12 protein-coding genes are annotated in these 13924 nt (G+C 61.1%); 6 read left to right on the top strand and 6 right to left on the bottom strand.

Annotation, left to right across the window (positions count from 1 at the left end; translation table 11 throughout):
• Positions 1-106: 106 nt before the first annotated feature.
• The 4 genes from ABSE61_RS02535 to ABSE61_RS02520 form a co-directional block, all read right to left on the bottom strand.
• Positions 107-1306, bottom strand: a complete 1200-nt coding sequence (locus tag ABSE61_RS02535; protein ID WP_423869488.1) for an FAD-dependent oxidoreductase — start codon at positions 1304-1306, stop codon at positions 107-109.
• Positions 1303-2289: a tripartite tricarboxylate transporter substrate-binding protein gene (locus tag ABSE61_RS02530; protein ID WP_423869487.1), complete on the bottom strand. Its 987-nt coding sequence runs from the start codon at positions 2287-2289 to the stop codon at positions 1303-1305. Before ABSE61_RS02530 ends, ABSE61_RS02535 begins: the two co-directional genes overlap by 4 nt.
• A gap of 131 nt (positions 2290-2420) precedes the next feature.
• On the bottom strand, positions 2421-3242 hold the full coding sequence (locus ABSE61_RS02525) for an enoyl-CoA hydratase (RefSeq protein WP_423869486.1): 822 nt from the start codon (positions 3240-3242) through the stop codon (positions 2421-2423).
• A 220-nt stretch (positions 3243-3462) separates the two neighbouring features.
• A complete protein-coding gene (locus tag ABSE61_RS02520; RefSeq protein WP_423869485.1) occupies positions 3463-4776 on the bottom strand; it encodes a L,D-transpeptidase family protein in 1314 nt (437 codons plus the stop codon).
• 257 nt (positions 4777-5033) lie between these two features.
• Here ABSE61_RS02520 and ABSE61_RS02515 point away from each other — a divergent pair, with 257 nt between their 5' ends.
• Together ABSE61_RS02515 and ABSE61_RS02510 are read left to right on the top strand one after the other, a co-directional pair.
• The gene (locus ABSE61_RS02515) at positions 5034-6017 is read left to right on the top strand and encodes a Bug family tripartite tricarboxylate transporter substrate binding protein (RefSeq protein ID WP_423869484.1); all 984 of its coding nucleotides are present in this window, start codon (positions 5034-5036) and stop codon (positions 6015-6017) included.
• Entirely contained in the window at positions 6014-7657 is a 1644-nt protein-coding gene (locus ABSE61_RS02510) for an FAD-dependent oxidoreductase (RefSeq protein WP_423869483.1), read from the top strand. Before ABSE61_RS02515 ends, ABSE61_RS02510 begins: the two co-directional genes overlap by 4 nt.
• 43 nt (positions 7658-7700) lie before the next feature.
• On the opposite strand, the gene ABSE61_RS02505 is transcribed toward ABSE61_RS02510, so the two are convergent.
• On the bottom strand, positions 7701-8096 hold the full coding sequence (locus ABSE61_RS02505; protein WP_156898356.1) for a helix-turn-helix domain-containing protein: 396 nt from the start codon (positions 8094-8096) through the stop codon (positions 7701-7703).
• Positions 8097-8698: 602 nt separating this feature from the next.
• On the opposite strand from ABSE61_RS02505, the gene ABSE61_RS02500 reads away from it, so the two are divergent.
• Both ABSE61_RS02500 and ABSE61_RS02495 read left to right on the top strand, forming a co-directional pair.
• Positions 8699-8974, top strand: coding sequence for a hypothetical protein (locus ABSE61_RS02500; protein ID WP_423869482.1), 276 nt, complete (start codon positions 8699-8701; stop codon positions 8972-8974).
• A gap of 71 nt (positions 8975-9045) precedes the next feature.
• Positions 9046-9780 (top strand): cytochrome c biogenesis CcdA family protein, encoded by a 735-nt coding sequence (locus ABSE61_RS02495; RefSeq protein ID WP_423869481.1) that lies wholly within the window; start codon positions 9046-9048, stop codon positions 9778-9780.
• A 29-nt stretch (positions 9781-9809) separates the two neighbouring features.
• Here ABSE61_RS02495 and ABSE61_RS02490 read toward each other — a convergent pair whose 3' ends face one another.
• Entirely contained in the window at positions 9810-11084 is a 1275-nt protein-coding gene (locus tag ABSE61_RS02490) for a serine hydrolase domain-containing protein (protein WP_423869480.1), read from the bottom strand.
• Between the two features lie 140 nt (positions 11085-11224).
• Here ABSE61_RS02490 and ABSE61_RS02485 point away from each other — a divergent pair, with 140 nt between their 5' ends.
• Both ABSE61_RS02485 and ABSE61_RS02480 read left to right on the top strand, forming a co-directional pair.
• Entirely contained in the window at positions 11225-12133 is a 909-nt protein-coding gene (locus tag ABSE61_RS02485; protein WP_423869479.1) for a dioxygenase family protein, read from the top strand.
• A 362-nt stretch (positions 12134-12495) separates the two neighbouring features.
• The gene (locus ABSE61_RS02480) at positions 12496-13878 is read left to right on the top strand and encodes an MFS transporter (protein ID WP_423869478.1); all 1383 of its coding nucleotides are present in this window, start codon (positions 12496-12498) and stop codon (positions 13876-13878) included.
• The last annotated feature ends 46 nt before the right edge of the window (positions 13879-13924 follow it).

The following is a 13924-nucleotide window of genomic DNA, read 5'->3' as shown; positions in this document are numbered from 1 at the left end:
GGCGGTACGATGGATTCCGGGCCTGCGCCTTGCGCGCAAAATAGCTTCGCTATTTTGTCGCGACGGCGCATTCCGGAATGACGATACCTGTTCGACGATCGGTGCCTCATCCCAACAACTCCGCCCGGCGCAGGCTTCCGATCATCGATACCCTCAGCAGATAGTCGCGGGTCAAAGCGGGGTCGGCGGCGGTGCGCTGGAGAAGGTCGCGGAATTCGTTGTCTGCGGCTTCAAGATTGCGTTTGTTCTGGATCGACTGCCGCTCGACATATTCCTTGGTGACGAGCCGGCGTTGCTGGTCGAAGCGATCGAGTTCGCTCTCCGGCTTGTTGCCGCGCCAGACCTCGGCGAGGCGTTCGGTGAGGTTCATCGCATCGTGAATGCCGCCATTCATGCCCATGCCGCCGAGCGGATTGTTGACATGCGCGGCATCGCCGATCAGGAAAGCGCGGCGGCGACGGAAGGTTTTGGCAACGCGCTGATGTACACGGTAGAGCGTTGTGTGGGCGACCTCGTAGCGATCGATGCCCGGCACGATCTCTGCCATCAGCGCCTCGACAAATTCCGCCGATAGCGCCAGCTCGTCGCTTTCCTCGGCCGCAATCCGGAACATGACCCGCCAGAGCGTGGATGTCTGCAACAGAAAATGCCAGCGCACGGGGTCAGCGACGTAACTTACTGTGGTGAGTCCCGGAATGACGCCATGGAAGTCGAAGGGCGTGCTGACCACCAGATAGCGATCGGGCCATGTAAAGCCCTCGAATTCGATATCGAGCGAGCGACGGACGTCGCTGCGCGCGCCGTCGGCGCCGATCAGCCAGCGATAGCTGTGCGTCTCGCTCTTGCCATCCCGTTCGACGGTGACCGTAACGCTGTCGCTATCTTGCGTGACGGCGCGAATGGGCGTCGAAAAGGCGATTTCAAAATTTGGGTCGCCGCGAAGTTTATCGCAGATGATCCGGGTCAGCTTCGACTGTTCGCATTGCAGCCGGAACGGATGCCGGGTTTGATCGGCGATATCGCCAAAATCGAATTGCGCGATCAGGCCGTCGCGCCGGTTGCGGTACTGGAATTTGGGCGCGATCAGGCCCTGCGCGATCAGCGGCCTAGCGACGTCGAGGTCGGCCAGCATGTCGAGGGTCGGAGGATGAAACGTCGAGGCGCGGGATTCCGTGCTCAAATTGGCGCCGCCCTCGAAGACGGTTACGGGGATGCCGTGACGAACGAGGTTGGCAGCGGCCACAAGCCCGACCGGGCCAGCGCCGGCAATCAGAACTCGCTCAGTGACGGGATCAGTCCGGTTCATTCCGCTTTGATACCTGCGGCCTTGACGATCGGCCACCATTTCTCGATCTCGGCGGTCTGATAGGCGTGCAGAGCTTCCGGCGTTTGCTGCTCGCGCGGATAGATTTCCAGGCCGATGTCGGCGAGCCGCTTGCGCACGGTTGGGTCGGCGAGGCTTTCAACGACGGCATGGTTGAGCTTGTCGATGACGGGCCTCGGCGTGCCCTTCGGGGCCCACATTCCATTCCAGACCGGGAGATAAAAGCCGGGCAAGCCGGCTTCGTCCACCGTCGGAATGTCCGGTGCGGCAGCCGCGCGCGTTTGCGACATCACGGCGTAGGACTTGATCGTGCCCTCCTGAAGCTGCGGCAGCGAACTCGATAGCTGATCGAAGATGAGATCGATCTGGCCTGCGACCAGCGCCTGCATCGATGGCGCGGTGCCGCGATAGGGAACGAACTGGATGTGGGTATCGATCAGGGTCTCGAACAGGATGCCGCCCAGATGGGTTGCGGATCCGACCCCTGAGGTACCCGCAAGGACTTTATCCGGGTTGGCCTTCACCCACGCGATCAACTCTTTCAGGTTTTTTGCCGGCACGTCTTTTTTGGAGACGACGACGGAAGGGTTGCTGGCGAGAAGCGCCACCGGCTCGAAATCCCCGAGCAGGTCGAACGGCAGATGATAGATCGCACCGGTCAGCACGTGCGAATTCATCGGCCCGACGCTGAGCGTATATCCGTCCGCTGCCGCGCGCGCGACGCGGCCGACGCCGATCGTGCCCGCCGCGCCGGTCACATTCTCGATGATGATCGATTGGCCGAGCAGCTCCTGCATTCTGGCGGCGACGATCCGCGTCAGCGCATCGGTCGGTCCACCGGCCGAGAACGGCAATACCATCGTGATGGGATGTGACGGATACGCATCAGAGCTTGCCGACCTTACCGGCTTAAGGCCGCAGCACACCGCCGCAATGGATGACAGGAAAACCCGCTTGCTGATCATGTTGTCCGTCAGCCGGCCGCAACTCTCGCAAAGCTAGAGAGTTTGCTGGACAAGGGAAGATCACAATAGCGGCAGGCCGCGCGCATTTTCTCGGCGGCGGCACCGGCGTTCCGGAAGCCTCCGCGGGGGCATTACCGTCCTTTAAAATTCGGCTTGCGCTTTTCCATGAAGGCCTGACGTCCTTCGCGGAAATCTTCCGAATCCATGCAGGCGGTCGAGATTTCCTTGATCGCGGCCATATCGCGCTCGTCCTTGTCTTTCAGAACCTGTGCGATCGTAAGCTTGCTGGCCTTGATCGAGAGCGGCGCATTGCCGGAAATGGTGCGGGCGACCTCAAGCGTTTCGTCCCACAGCTTTCCATCCGCAATCACGCGATCGAGGAGGCCGATCCGCAAGGCCTCGGCGGAATCGATCCGCATGCCCGTGTACATCAGGAGGCGGGCCTGAGACGGTCCGACCAGCGACACCAGATGTTTCAGGCCATCATAGCTATAGGCGATGCCGAGTTTGCCGGCGGGAATGCCGAACTGGCTATTGTCGGAGGCAAAGCGCATGTCTGCCGACATCGCGACCTGCATGCCGCCGCCGAGGCAGAAGCCGCGGATACAGGCGATGGTCGGCTTGGGAAAATGGGCGAGCACCGCCCGCTGGGCCTCGCTCTTCCGGTTATATTCTTCCGAGGCCTGCGCGTTGTGGCGATTTTTTTCGAACTGGCTGATATCGGCGCCCGACATGAACGCCTTGTCACCGGCGCCAGTCAGGATCACGACGCGGACATGATCGTCCTCGCGCAATTCGGTGAGTGCCCGACCGACCCCCTCCCACATCTCAAGCGACATGGCGTTGCGTTTTTCGGGGCTGTTGAAGGTGACGATGCCGACCCCGTCGGTGATTTTTTTGAGGATTTTGCCGTCGGCGAAGGATTTCTGGTCGGTTGCGGGAACGTCGAGCATGGAAAGCCTCAAGAAGAGGAAAGCCTCAGAAGAGGGAAGCCCTGAGAAGATGGGTTTGAGGCCGCAATGAAGCATTGCTTTGCGGAAGCTGCAATGGTGGCGCGGTCGCGGGCATCCATGTCTTATTGCAGACGTCATTCCGGGATGGTCCGAAGGACCAGACCCGGAATCTCGAGATTCCGGGTTCGATGCCTCGCATCGCCCCGGAATGACCGGAAGTTTACCGCGCCAGATGCGCCGTCAGCGGATGATTGGCGGCCTGATTGAAGAAGGCGGCTTCCTCGGCGGTGGCTTCCAGCAACTGCTCGTCCTGGTCGTAGATGTCGTTGCGGAACTGGATGGTCTGGTCGCGGGTCATCCACGCCGTGAGATAGATCCAGGCCACCGGCACTTTCTTCGGCAAGTCGATGTCCTCGCGCGCGCCGGTAGCGATCGCCGCGTCGATCGCGGCCCTGTTCCATTTCGGCATTTCTTCCTGCAGCAGCCAGGCGGCGAGATCGCGGACATTGTCGACGCGCGAGCAGCCATGGGAGTCGAAGCGATAGTCGTCGCTGAACAGATTGCGCTGGTTGGTGTCGTGCATGTAGACCGAATAGGGGTTCGGCATGTCGATCTTGACCGCGCCGAGCGCATTCCAGGCGCCGTTTTGCTGGCGCACCGTGAAATTCGGCACATGCGCGCCGGACCAATCCACCGAAGCCGCGTCGATCGGGTGGTCGTGCCCGTCCAACACCTCCATGTGCATGCGCGAGAGATAGCTCGGATCCTTGCGCATATGCGCGGAGATTTCGGTCTTGGCGATCGAGGAGGGGACGGTCCAGGTCGGGTTGAGATTGACGCTGGTGATTTCCGCGGTCAGCGTCGGTGACGGCTTTTCGGTCTTGCCGACGATCACGCGGTAGCGCCGCACGACGGTGTCGTTCTCGACCGCTTCGGCAAAGGCCGCCGGAAGATTGACGACAACGTAGCGCTGTCCAAACTGGAAATTCGTATTTTCCAGTCGCTCCAGCGACGCCTCGAGCTGCCTGATCCGCTTCTGAACCGGAATGTTGAGGGCCGCCAGCGTGCGCGGGGTCACGGTGCCGGTGGCGGCCATGCCATGACGCACCTGAAAATGCTTGATCGCCTCGGCCACCGTCTCATCGAACGGACCGGACGTCTTGTCGGCGGCGAGGTCCTCGCTGACGATCAGCCGGCGGCGCAACAGGTCGTCATCGGGACCGGCGACGCCAATGGCGAATTTGGCGTCCGCAGGGATCGTCGGCCAGCCGCCGCGGACCGCGATATCTGAGTAGCTCAGCGCGGCATCCTTGATGCGCTGTCCCGTGCCTTCATCGTAGGTCGGCTCATGCGATAGCGCGAGCGCTGCCGCCGAACGCGATTCCGGGGTCGAAACAGGGGCGGCCGGTTTGACGGTCGCAACGTGGGATGGAGCGGCCTGCGCGGCGGCGGCCGGCGTTTGTGCTGCGCTTTGGCTAAAGGCCGGGACGGCGGCGAAGACAACACCTGCGGCAAACACAACGAATTTATGCATGAATGAAATCCCCCGGAATGCGGCAATGGCGCGGGCGTTTAATCAAAAGACAAGCCCGGCTAATCGACAAGCGAGGCGTCAACAAAATATGACCATGAGGGTTGCCTTCTGATTAAGCCCGAATTGCGGTTTTTGCATCCCCCGGAAGCGCCCGGACCGCGAGGGCTGCGGCTTTCGATATGTCGCCGGGGGAGTTAATCTGGTTCGCCGAGAGCCTCGATTTTTCAACAATAATGGGCTCGGCGGGAGGTTTCCCAATGCTGTGGACGCGCCGGGCGGCGTTGACCCGATGTGGCGGCGCTCTCGCTGGGCTTGCGGCTTGGCCAGCGCTTGCCGAGACGGCCTATCCGAACCGGACGATCAAGATGATCGTGCCTTATTCGGCCGGGGGGACCATCGACCTGCTCGGGCGGCTGGTGGCCGACCAATTGCGGGTCGGGTTGAATGCCGCGATCGTCGTAGAGAACAAGCCGGGAGCGGCCACCGTGCTCGGCGCCGAACAGGTCGCGCGCTCGGAAGCCGACGGCTACACGCTTCTAACCGCGACCTCGAGCACGCTTGCGATCAACAAGGCGCTTTACCGCAAGCTGCCCTACGATCCGGTGGCGGATTTCACCGCGATTGCCCCCGTGGCGCGGGTGCCGTTCGCCCTGGTCGTCAATCCGTCCCTGCCGGTGAAGACGCTGGCGGAATTCATGGCTTACGCCAAAGCCAATCCGGGTCTCGCTTACGGCTCGGCCGGCAATGGCAGTCCGCATCATCTCGGCGCCGAAATGCTGCGGGAGCGATTAGGAATCGACGTCCATCACGTGTCCTATCGCAGCAGCGTTCCGGCGCTGCTCGACGTCATCGCGGGCCGCGTTGCCTTCATGGTGGCGGATCTCCAGCCGGCGCTGCCGCAAATCCGAGAGGGAAAGGTGAGGGCGATTGGCGTCACGACCCGGCAAAGGGTGGCGGTGGCTCCCGACATCCCGACGCTGGCCGAACTGGGTCTCGACGGCTTCGAACTCGTGGCCTGGGCCGGCGTGGTGGCGCCGGCCCGCCTCCCGCGACCGATCGTCGACCAACTTGCAGCGCAGATCGAGAAGCTGACCAGCGATCCCGTGACCGTCGAGCGCTTGACGGCGATGGCGCTTGAGCCCGTGAGCGGCTCGACGCCGGATCGCTTCGAAGCTTTCGTCAAGGCCGAGGTCGATCGCTGGAGCGTCATCGTCCGCAATTCGGGTGCCGAACTGGAATGAGCGAAGCGGTCGACACGGACGTCTTGATCGTCGGAGCCGGGCCTGTCGGCTTGACGCTGGCGATCGATCTGGCGTGGCGGGGGATCGACGTCACCGTGGTCGAGACGCGCGCGGCGGCCCAGCCGCCGGAGCCGAAATGCAACCACGTCGCCGCCCGCACCATGGAGATCTTCCGGCGGCTGGGTTTGGCGGAGAAGGTCCGTAACTCCGGGCTGCCGGCGGATTATCCGCACGACATCAGCTACCGTACGACGTTTACCGGCCAGGAATTGACGCGAATTCCAATTCCTTGCCGCCGCGACCGCTTCACGCGCAAGGACGGTCCGGATTGCAATTGGCCGACGCCGGAGCCGCCGCATCGCATCAACCAGATCTTTCTCGAGCCCATCCTGTTCGAGCATGCCGCAGCCCAAAGGCGTATCCGTATCGTCAACCGCACATCGGCGGAAGACGTCAGGATCGGCGATGCATTTGCCGACGTGACCTTGCGCGACCTCGACACGGGGGCAGCGAAATCCGTGCGCTGCCGCTATCTGATCGGCTGCGACGGCGCGCGCTCGATTGTGCGCAAGGCGATCGGCGCTTCCTTTGAGGGCGATCCGGTCGTGCAGCGTGTGCAGTCGACTTACATTCGCTCGCCCGGTCTGATCGATCGTCAGCGTCACGCAAGCGCCTGGGGCACCGGCGCCATCAACCCGCGCCGCTCCGGCATGGTCTATGCGATCGACGGCCGCGAGCGCTGGCTGGTGCACAATTACATGAAGCCGGACGAAGGCGACTTCGAGGATGTGGATCGCGACGCCTCAATCCGCACCATCCTCGGGGTGGATCAGGATTTCCAATACGACATTATCTCCAAAGAGGATTGGGTCGGGCGCCGGCTGATCGCGAGCCAGTTTCGCGACCGCTGCGCTTTCGTTGCAGGCGATGCCGCGCATATCTGGGTGCCCTATGCCGGTTACGGCATGAACGCCGGGATAGCGGACGCGACGAACCTGTCCTGGATGCTGGCGGCCCATCTCAACGGCTGGGCGCCGGATTCCATTCTCGATGCCTATGAAGCCGAACGCTGGCCGATCACGAGCCAGGTTTCGCGGTTTGCAATGTCGCATGCCGAAGCCGAGATTCGCCGCCGTGGCGCCGTTCCCCTCGAAATCGAAGATGCCACCGCCGAAGGCGAGCGCGTGCGGCGGGAAATCGGACAGCTGACTTACGAGATCAATGTTCAGCAATATGCCTGTGCCGGTCTCAATTTCGGCACCTATTACGATCGATCGCCGATCATCGCCTACGACGGCGCCACGCCTCCGGCCTATACGATGAGCAGCTACACGCCCTCGACCGTGCCGGGCTGCCGGACCCCGCATTTCTGGTGCGCCGACGGCGTCTCGCTGTACGACAGGATGGGGCCGGAATTCACGCTGCTGCGCTTTGACCCGGCGCTAGATGTCGAGCCGTTTGCTCGCGCTGCTGAGAACAGGAAAGTGCCGGTCGAACTACGCGATGTGGCGGCGCCGGTCGAGGTGATACGCGAGGGTGCACTGGTGCTGTCGCGACCCGACCAGCATGTTGCCTGGCGCGGCCATCGCGCGCCAGCCGACCCATTTGCGTTGATTGATCAGATCCGCGGCGCGAGGTGAGGCGGTGTCAGGTCAAAGATCTGGCCGCGACGCCGGTTTAAGATCAGTCTTCGTTGGCCGCGATTGATTCCATCAGGGACACGAGCTGCCGCTGGACGGTCTGATCCTTGATCTTGCTGTAGGCGCGCAGCAGCCTCAGGCTGAATGCGCTGTCGAGAAACAGCAGGCTTTCCACTTCGCGCGCCTTGCTGTCACCGTCGTAGAAAAAGGTGACGGGCACATCGAGCGCTGTTGCGATTTGTTGAAGACGCGCGGCGCCGACGCGATTGACGCCCTTCTCGTATTTTTGAACCTGCTGGAAGCTTACCCCGAGTTGTTCGCCAAGCTCAGCCTGCGAAATCTTCTGTTCCACGCGCCGCAACCGGATTCGTTTGCCAAGCTCAATATCTGGCTTGCCGGCACTGCGTTGCTTCATCTTCTTGGCTACAGATTTGTTCATACTGTTTCTACCGTCCTTCGCTTATGAAGCGCCTGAATAAGCGGGCCCGTGGCTACCCTTATACACTGCTTCAGACTCACTTCTAATGGATGAATACGTATTCAAAGCCAGAAATCCACGGGGATTTGTGTCCCAACAAGAGGCCTGACGACCATCAGGCAAGAAATGACGTTCATAATTCGACACAAAAGGTACGATGGTCCAGAAAACAGGTTTCGCGCCTTCATTGCAACAACGCGCGCTCCCGATACTTCTGAATCTAAGGATCATTCTTCCAGCTTTGGCAAGTTCTGAGTGATAGTACAACCCTGATACGGGACTTTTTGACGCGTTTACTTGGCCCACTTTGGTGGCAATTGGTCACGCACATCCATAGGCTGTGCCCCAGGGGCTGGGTCCGGAAAAGCCCAGTCGTCAGGTTTTCCGCGGCGCAACAACCCAAGCGAGCCCGGATCACTACGGGGCGGGTCGCGATGTCACAAATCTGTGTAAGGACGAAATCTATCTTCTCAGTCCTAATACCGTCGGACTTTTTATGGTGGCAAGGTGTTTATCGACCCATCACCTCGACCATCTCGCAGGCTCGGTAACGGGAACACGCTGTGGCTTATTTCGAAGAAAATTTGCGGGCGGTGCTGGCCACCCTTGAGGAGTGCCAGGTCTCCCTGGTCCGGAACGGTGATCGCGACACCGCGCAACTGGTTTCGGTCGCTATACTGGAGCTTCGGATCAAGCTGAACCGGATCGAAGATTCGGAACTGAAGGCTTTGTGCGATGCTATGCTGCGGGACGTCGACGCGGCCTCAAAGCCGGTGCAGCCGAAGCCGCCGGAAGGCTTGCGGCAGCGCTCTCCGGCCTCGCTGAAGCTCGTCAAGTAACGCTGGTTGGCAGTCAAAGAGCGCGTCGTCGTGATTTTGCGGATTGCCGCGCATCCGCTACATGAGCACCCATGATTCACGACGTTTCGATCCCGGCCGCGTTGATCGCGGGCCTTGTCAGCTTCCTGTCGCCGTGCGTGCTGCCGCTGGTGCCGCCTTATCTGGTCTATCTGACCGGCGCCACCATTGAACACGTGGCCAATGACGAAACCGTATCGTCCTCCCGCCGCGCGGTGATGGTTTCGGCCGTGATGTTCGTGCTCGGCTTTTCCACCGTTTTTGTGGCGCTCGGCGCTAGTGCCTCCCTGATCGGCGGCTTCATCCATGCCTGGTCGGCGGAGCTTTCGATTGTCGCAGGCTGCGTCATTATCGTGATGGGTCTGCACTTCCTCGGGCTGACGCGGATCGATCTGTTGATGCGGGAAGGGCGCCTTCCGATTCCCAGGCCCGTCGGGCTCTGGGGCGCCTATGTGATGGGGCTCGCCTTTGCGTTCGGCTGGACGCCGTGCATCGGTCCGATCCTGGCGGCGATCCTGTCGATTGCGGCCTCGGAATCCACGGTGGAAAAAGGGGCCGGCCTGCTTGCCGTCTATTCCGCAGGGCTCGGCATTCCGTTCCTGATCGCAGCCTTTATGGTGGAGCAATTCTCTTCGCTGTTTGCGCGCATGAAGCGGCACCTGGCGCGCGTCGAACAGGCCATGGGCGTGCTGCTGGTCGTTACGGGAATAGGCTTTCTGACCGGCGGGGTCTCGGCCGTCAGCATCTGGCTGCTGGAGACATTCCCGGGCCTGCAAAATATCGGCTGACGCGCGCGCTGAATTGCCGCGTAAGCCCGCTAAACATTGCTGTCGGTGATCGCCGAATAGATCATGGTGCGCAGCTCGCGCCGGATCGGCGTAGCCGTCGAGGGCAACACCTGGGTCATGAAAATCGCGATCAGTTCTTCCGCCGGATCGATCCAGAACGAGGTCGTTGCCGCGCCACCCCAGGCATATTCACCACGGCTCCCGGGAATAAGCGTCCGCGCCGGGTCGATCGTTACGGAAACGCCGAGGCCGAAGCCGATGCCATCGTAGGCCGCCTCGGAGAATAACGATCGCGAGCATTCCGGCAGTGTCCGGCCGCCCGGCAGATGATTTGACGTCATCAAGGCCAGCGTTTTCGGGCCGATCAGCCGGACGCCGTTCAATTCGCCGCCGTTGAGCAGCGCGCGGCAGAAGGTGAGGTAGTCGGCCGTGGTCGAACACAGGCCGCCGCCGCCGGAGATGAAGGAGGGCGGCGACAGGAAAGAGCTGGTCGCCGGGTCATCCTGAAGCGTGAGGCCGCCCTTGCGGTCGGTGGCATGAAAGGTCATGGCGCCTTGCGGGCTCGCCGAATAGCACGCCGCCAGCCGACGAGCCTTGTCCGACGGGACAAAGAAGCCGGTGTCCTTCATCCCAAGCGGATCGAAGATGCGCTCCTGAAGGAACTGTTCGAATGGCTTGCCGCTGATGACGCCGATCAGATAGCCGATCACGTCCGTCGAGACCGAATAATTCCAGGCCTCGCCCGGGGAGAATTCCAGCGGGATCTTGGCGAGATCCGCGATCATGGATGGCAGCGTTCCGGCCTTTTCGATCTCGCCGATTTTCAATTCGCGGTAGGCGGCGTCCACATTGCCGCGCTGCTGGAAGCCGTAAGTGAGGCCGGAGGTATGCCGCATCAGGTCCACGATCTGCATCGGCTTCGACGGCGCGCGGGTGAGAAACGCTGGCCATACGCCCGCCTGGAATACGCCGAGATTCTTCCATTCCGGGATATATCGATGCACCGGCTCTTCCAGCGCGACGCGGCCTTCTTCGACCAGCATCATGAAGGCGATGCTCGTGATCGGCTTGGTCATGGAGTAGATGCGGAAGATCGTGTCGTCCTTGACGGCGACCTTGCGCTCGATATCGGCCATGCCCTGAACCGAGTTGTGGACCAGTTGCCCGCGCCGATAGACCGTGAGCTGGGTTCCCGGGAAGCGCCCGGCTTCGATGTAACGCTCGCGTAAATGGTTCTCGATCCGTTCGAAAGCCGTTTTCGACATGCCGGCGGATTCGGGCGAGGTGAGGGGGAGGGTCGGCATCGGATTTCACCTCTTGAAAAACCAGGATCGAGCGTCAATAGCCGAAATCGGCGCGGCATTCCACGCCGCCGCTTACCCTTGTCGGCTTGCTGGTGTAGAGTGTCCACAAAAGGACATAACCCCCCAAGGACAATGCAAAAATGCCCCAGTTCAACGACACCGAACTCACCGCCGCCGTCATTCACAGTTTTGAGGAGGTGAAGAATCCCCGGGTCAAGTTCCTGATGGAGGAATTGACCAAGTCGTTGCACGAATTCGTTCGCAAGACCGATCTCACCTTCGGCGAATGGGAATATGCGATCGATTTCCTCACCCGTGTGGGCCAGAAGTGCACGCCAAGCCGGCAGGAGTTCATCCTGCTGTCCGACGTGCTCGGCGTCTCGATGCTGGTGGATGCCGTCAATCACAGGGAACGCGAAGGCGCCACCGAGACCACCGTGCTCGGGCCGTTCTATGTCGGCGAGCACAAGGCAATGCCGCATGGCACCGACGTCTCTCCCAGTCTCGAGGGAGAAAAGATGTTCGTGCAGGGCCGCGTCACCGATCTGAACGGCAAGCCGCTTGCGAATGTTCCGGTCGATATCTGGCACGCCGACGACGACGGCTGGTACGATTCACAGAAGCCGGACTACGAGACGGCGGGTCCGTCGTCGCGCGGACGCTTCATCACGGACGCCAATGGCAAGTTTTATTTCCGCACCATTCTGCCATGCAGCTATCCGATCCCGACCGACGGTCCGGTCGGGCAGATGATCCTGGGCTTGCACCGCCATCCGATGCGGCCGGCGCATGTGCACTTCCTGGTCAATGCGCCCGGTCACGAGCCGCTGGTCACGCACGTTTTCGTCGAAGGCGACAAATACATCGATACCGACGTGGTATTTGGCGTGAAGGAGGAGTTGATCGCCAAGGTCGAAAAGCGCACCGATCCCACCATGCCCGACGGCAAGCCTGCTGCGGCACCGTGGCATCTCATGACCTATGAATTCCGCGTCAGGCCGGGCGAGGGTATTGCGCCCAAGCCGATGGCCGTGACCGAGAACGCCTGAAGAGGCAGCGACCCGCAGGACCACGTAACGATCCTCATACCGATCCAGATGAGCTCGGCGCGTTTTTAAGCGCGTTGCTCAATCATTGTGCGTCGCACAACAAATGTGCGGGTGCAAATTTTGAATGCGGACCCGGCCGGTCGATCCGGCCGGTGCATTCTTATAAGCTTTTATACAACAACATGTTTTTTCCTTGCGGTGGCTTGGCATAAAGCTTGAATAGCTTCTGCCGACGCCATTGATGCCGTCGCCGAAAAGCCACTCATCCGAATTTGCGACCGCTTCGCCGGGCTTCACCCGGAATGCGTTGCCGTGTCCTCGGATCGCAATGCGATGAGCCCTTCCGAACAAAGGAAATTTCAATGAGCTCGAAAGACCCGACCTGGATTTCAGACTGGAACCCCGAAGACCCGACCTTTTGGGAAACCAAAGGCAAGGTGACCGCCCGCCGCAACCTGATCTGGTCGATCGTCGCCGAGCACATCGGATTTTCGGTGTGGCTGATCTGGAGCATCGTCGCGACCAAGCTTCCCGCGGCCGGCTTCCACTACACCACCGATGAATTGTTCCAGCTCGTCGCCATTCCGGGCCTGATCGGCTCGCTGATGCGCTTTCCCTACACCTTCGCGGTGACGACGTTCGGCGGCCGCAACTGGACGATCTTCTCGGCCACGGTTCTCTTTATTCCGACCTTCGGGCTCGCTTATTTCGTCAGCCAGCCTGAGACGCCGTTTTGGCTGATGCTGCTGGTGGCTTCGACCGCGGGTCTCGGCGGCGGCAACTTCGCCTCCAGCATGGCCAACATCTCCTTCTTCTATCCCGACCGCATGAAGGGCTGGGCGCTCGGCCTCAATGCCGCCGGCGGCAATATCGGCGTTTCCAGCGTTCAGCTGATTACGCCGATCCTGATGGGCCTTGGCATCATTAATCTCTACCAGGCTTCGCCCGTTTCCGGCGTCTATCTCCAGAACGCCGGCTTGATGTGGGTGATCCCGCTGCTGATTGCGGTGTTCGGCGCCGTCTTCTTCATGAACAACCTCACCACGGCGAAGTCCTCGTTCAGGGATCAGCTTGCGATTGTCAAGCGCAAGCACACCTGGATCATGTCCTTCATCTATATCGGAACGTTTGGATCCTTCATCGGCTACTCGGCGGCCTTTCCGCTGCTGATCAAGACGCAGTTTCCGTCCATCACGATCGCCATTGCGTTCCTCGGTCCGCTGGTCGGCTCGCTGTCGCGTCCATTCGGCGGCCTGTTGGCCGACAAGATCGGAGGTGCGATCATCACGTTCTGGAATTTCATCGTGATGGCAGCAGCCACCATCGGCGTCATCTACTTCGTGGGCAACAAGGACTTCGCCGGCTTCCTGACGATGTTCCTCATTATCTTCGTCACCACCGGCATCGGCAACGGGTCGACCTACCGGATGATCCCCTCAATCTTCCGTGAGGAAAATCTGCGCAAAGCCCAGGGCAAGGGTGAAGCCGGTCGCGCGCTGGCAATCAAGACGGCGAGCATCGAAAGCGGTGCGGCAGTTGGCTTCATCGGCGCCATCGGTGCCTGCGGCGGCTACTTCATCCCGAGCGGCTTCGGCAAATCGATTGCCGCAACCGGCGGACCGCAGCTCGCTCTCTTCATCTATCTCGGCTTCTACGCGATCTGCCTGGCTATGACCTGGTGGTTCTACCTGCGCCGCAGTCCGGCGGAAGCAGGTGCGACAAGCATGGCCTCGGCACGAATCTAGACGACGCAAGTCGGCCGCGCGCCATCGCGGCCTTGACGATCGGCCT

The organism is Bradyrhizobium sp. (genome assembly GCF_049519115.1).
Classification (GTDB): domain Bacteria; phylum Pseudomonadota; class Alphaproteobacteria; order Rhizobiales; family Xanthobacteraceae; genus Bradyrhizobium.
The sequence above is the reverse complement of the archived record's forward strand: the minus strand, read 5'-3'. Positions and strand labels throughout refer to the sequence as shown.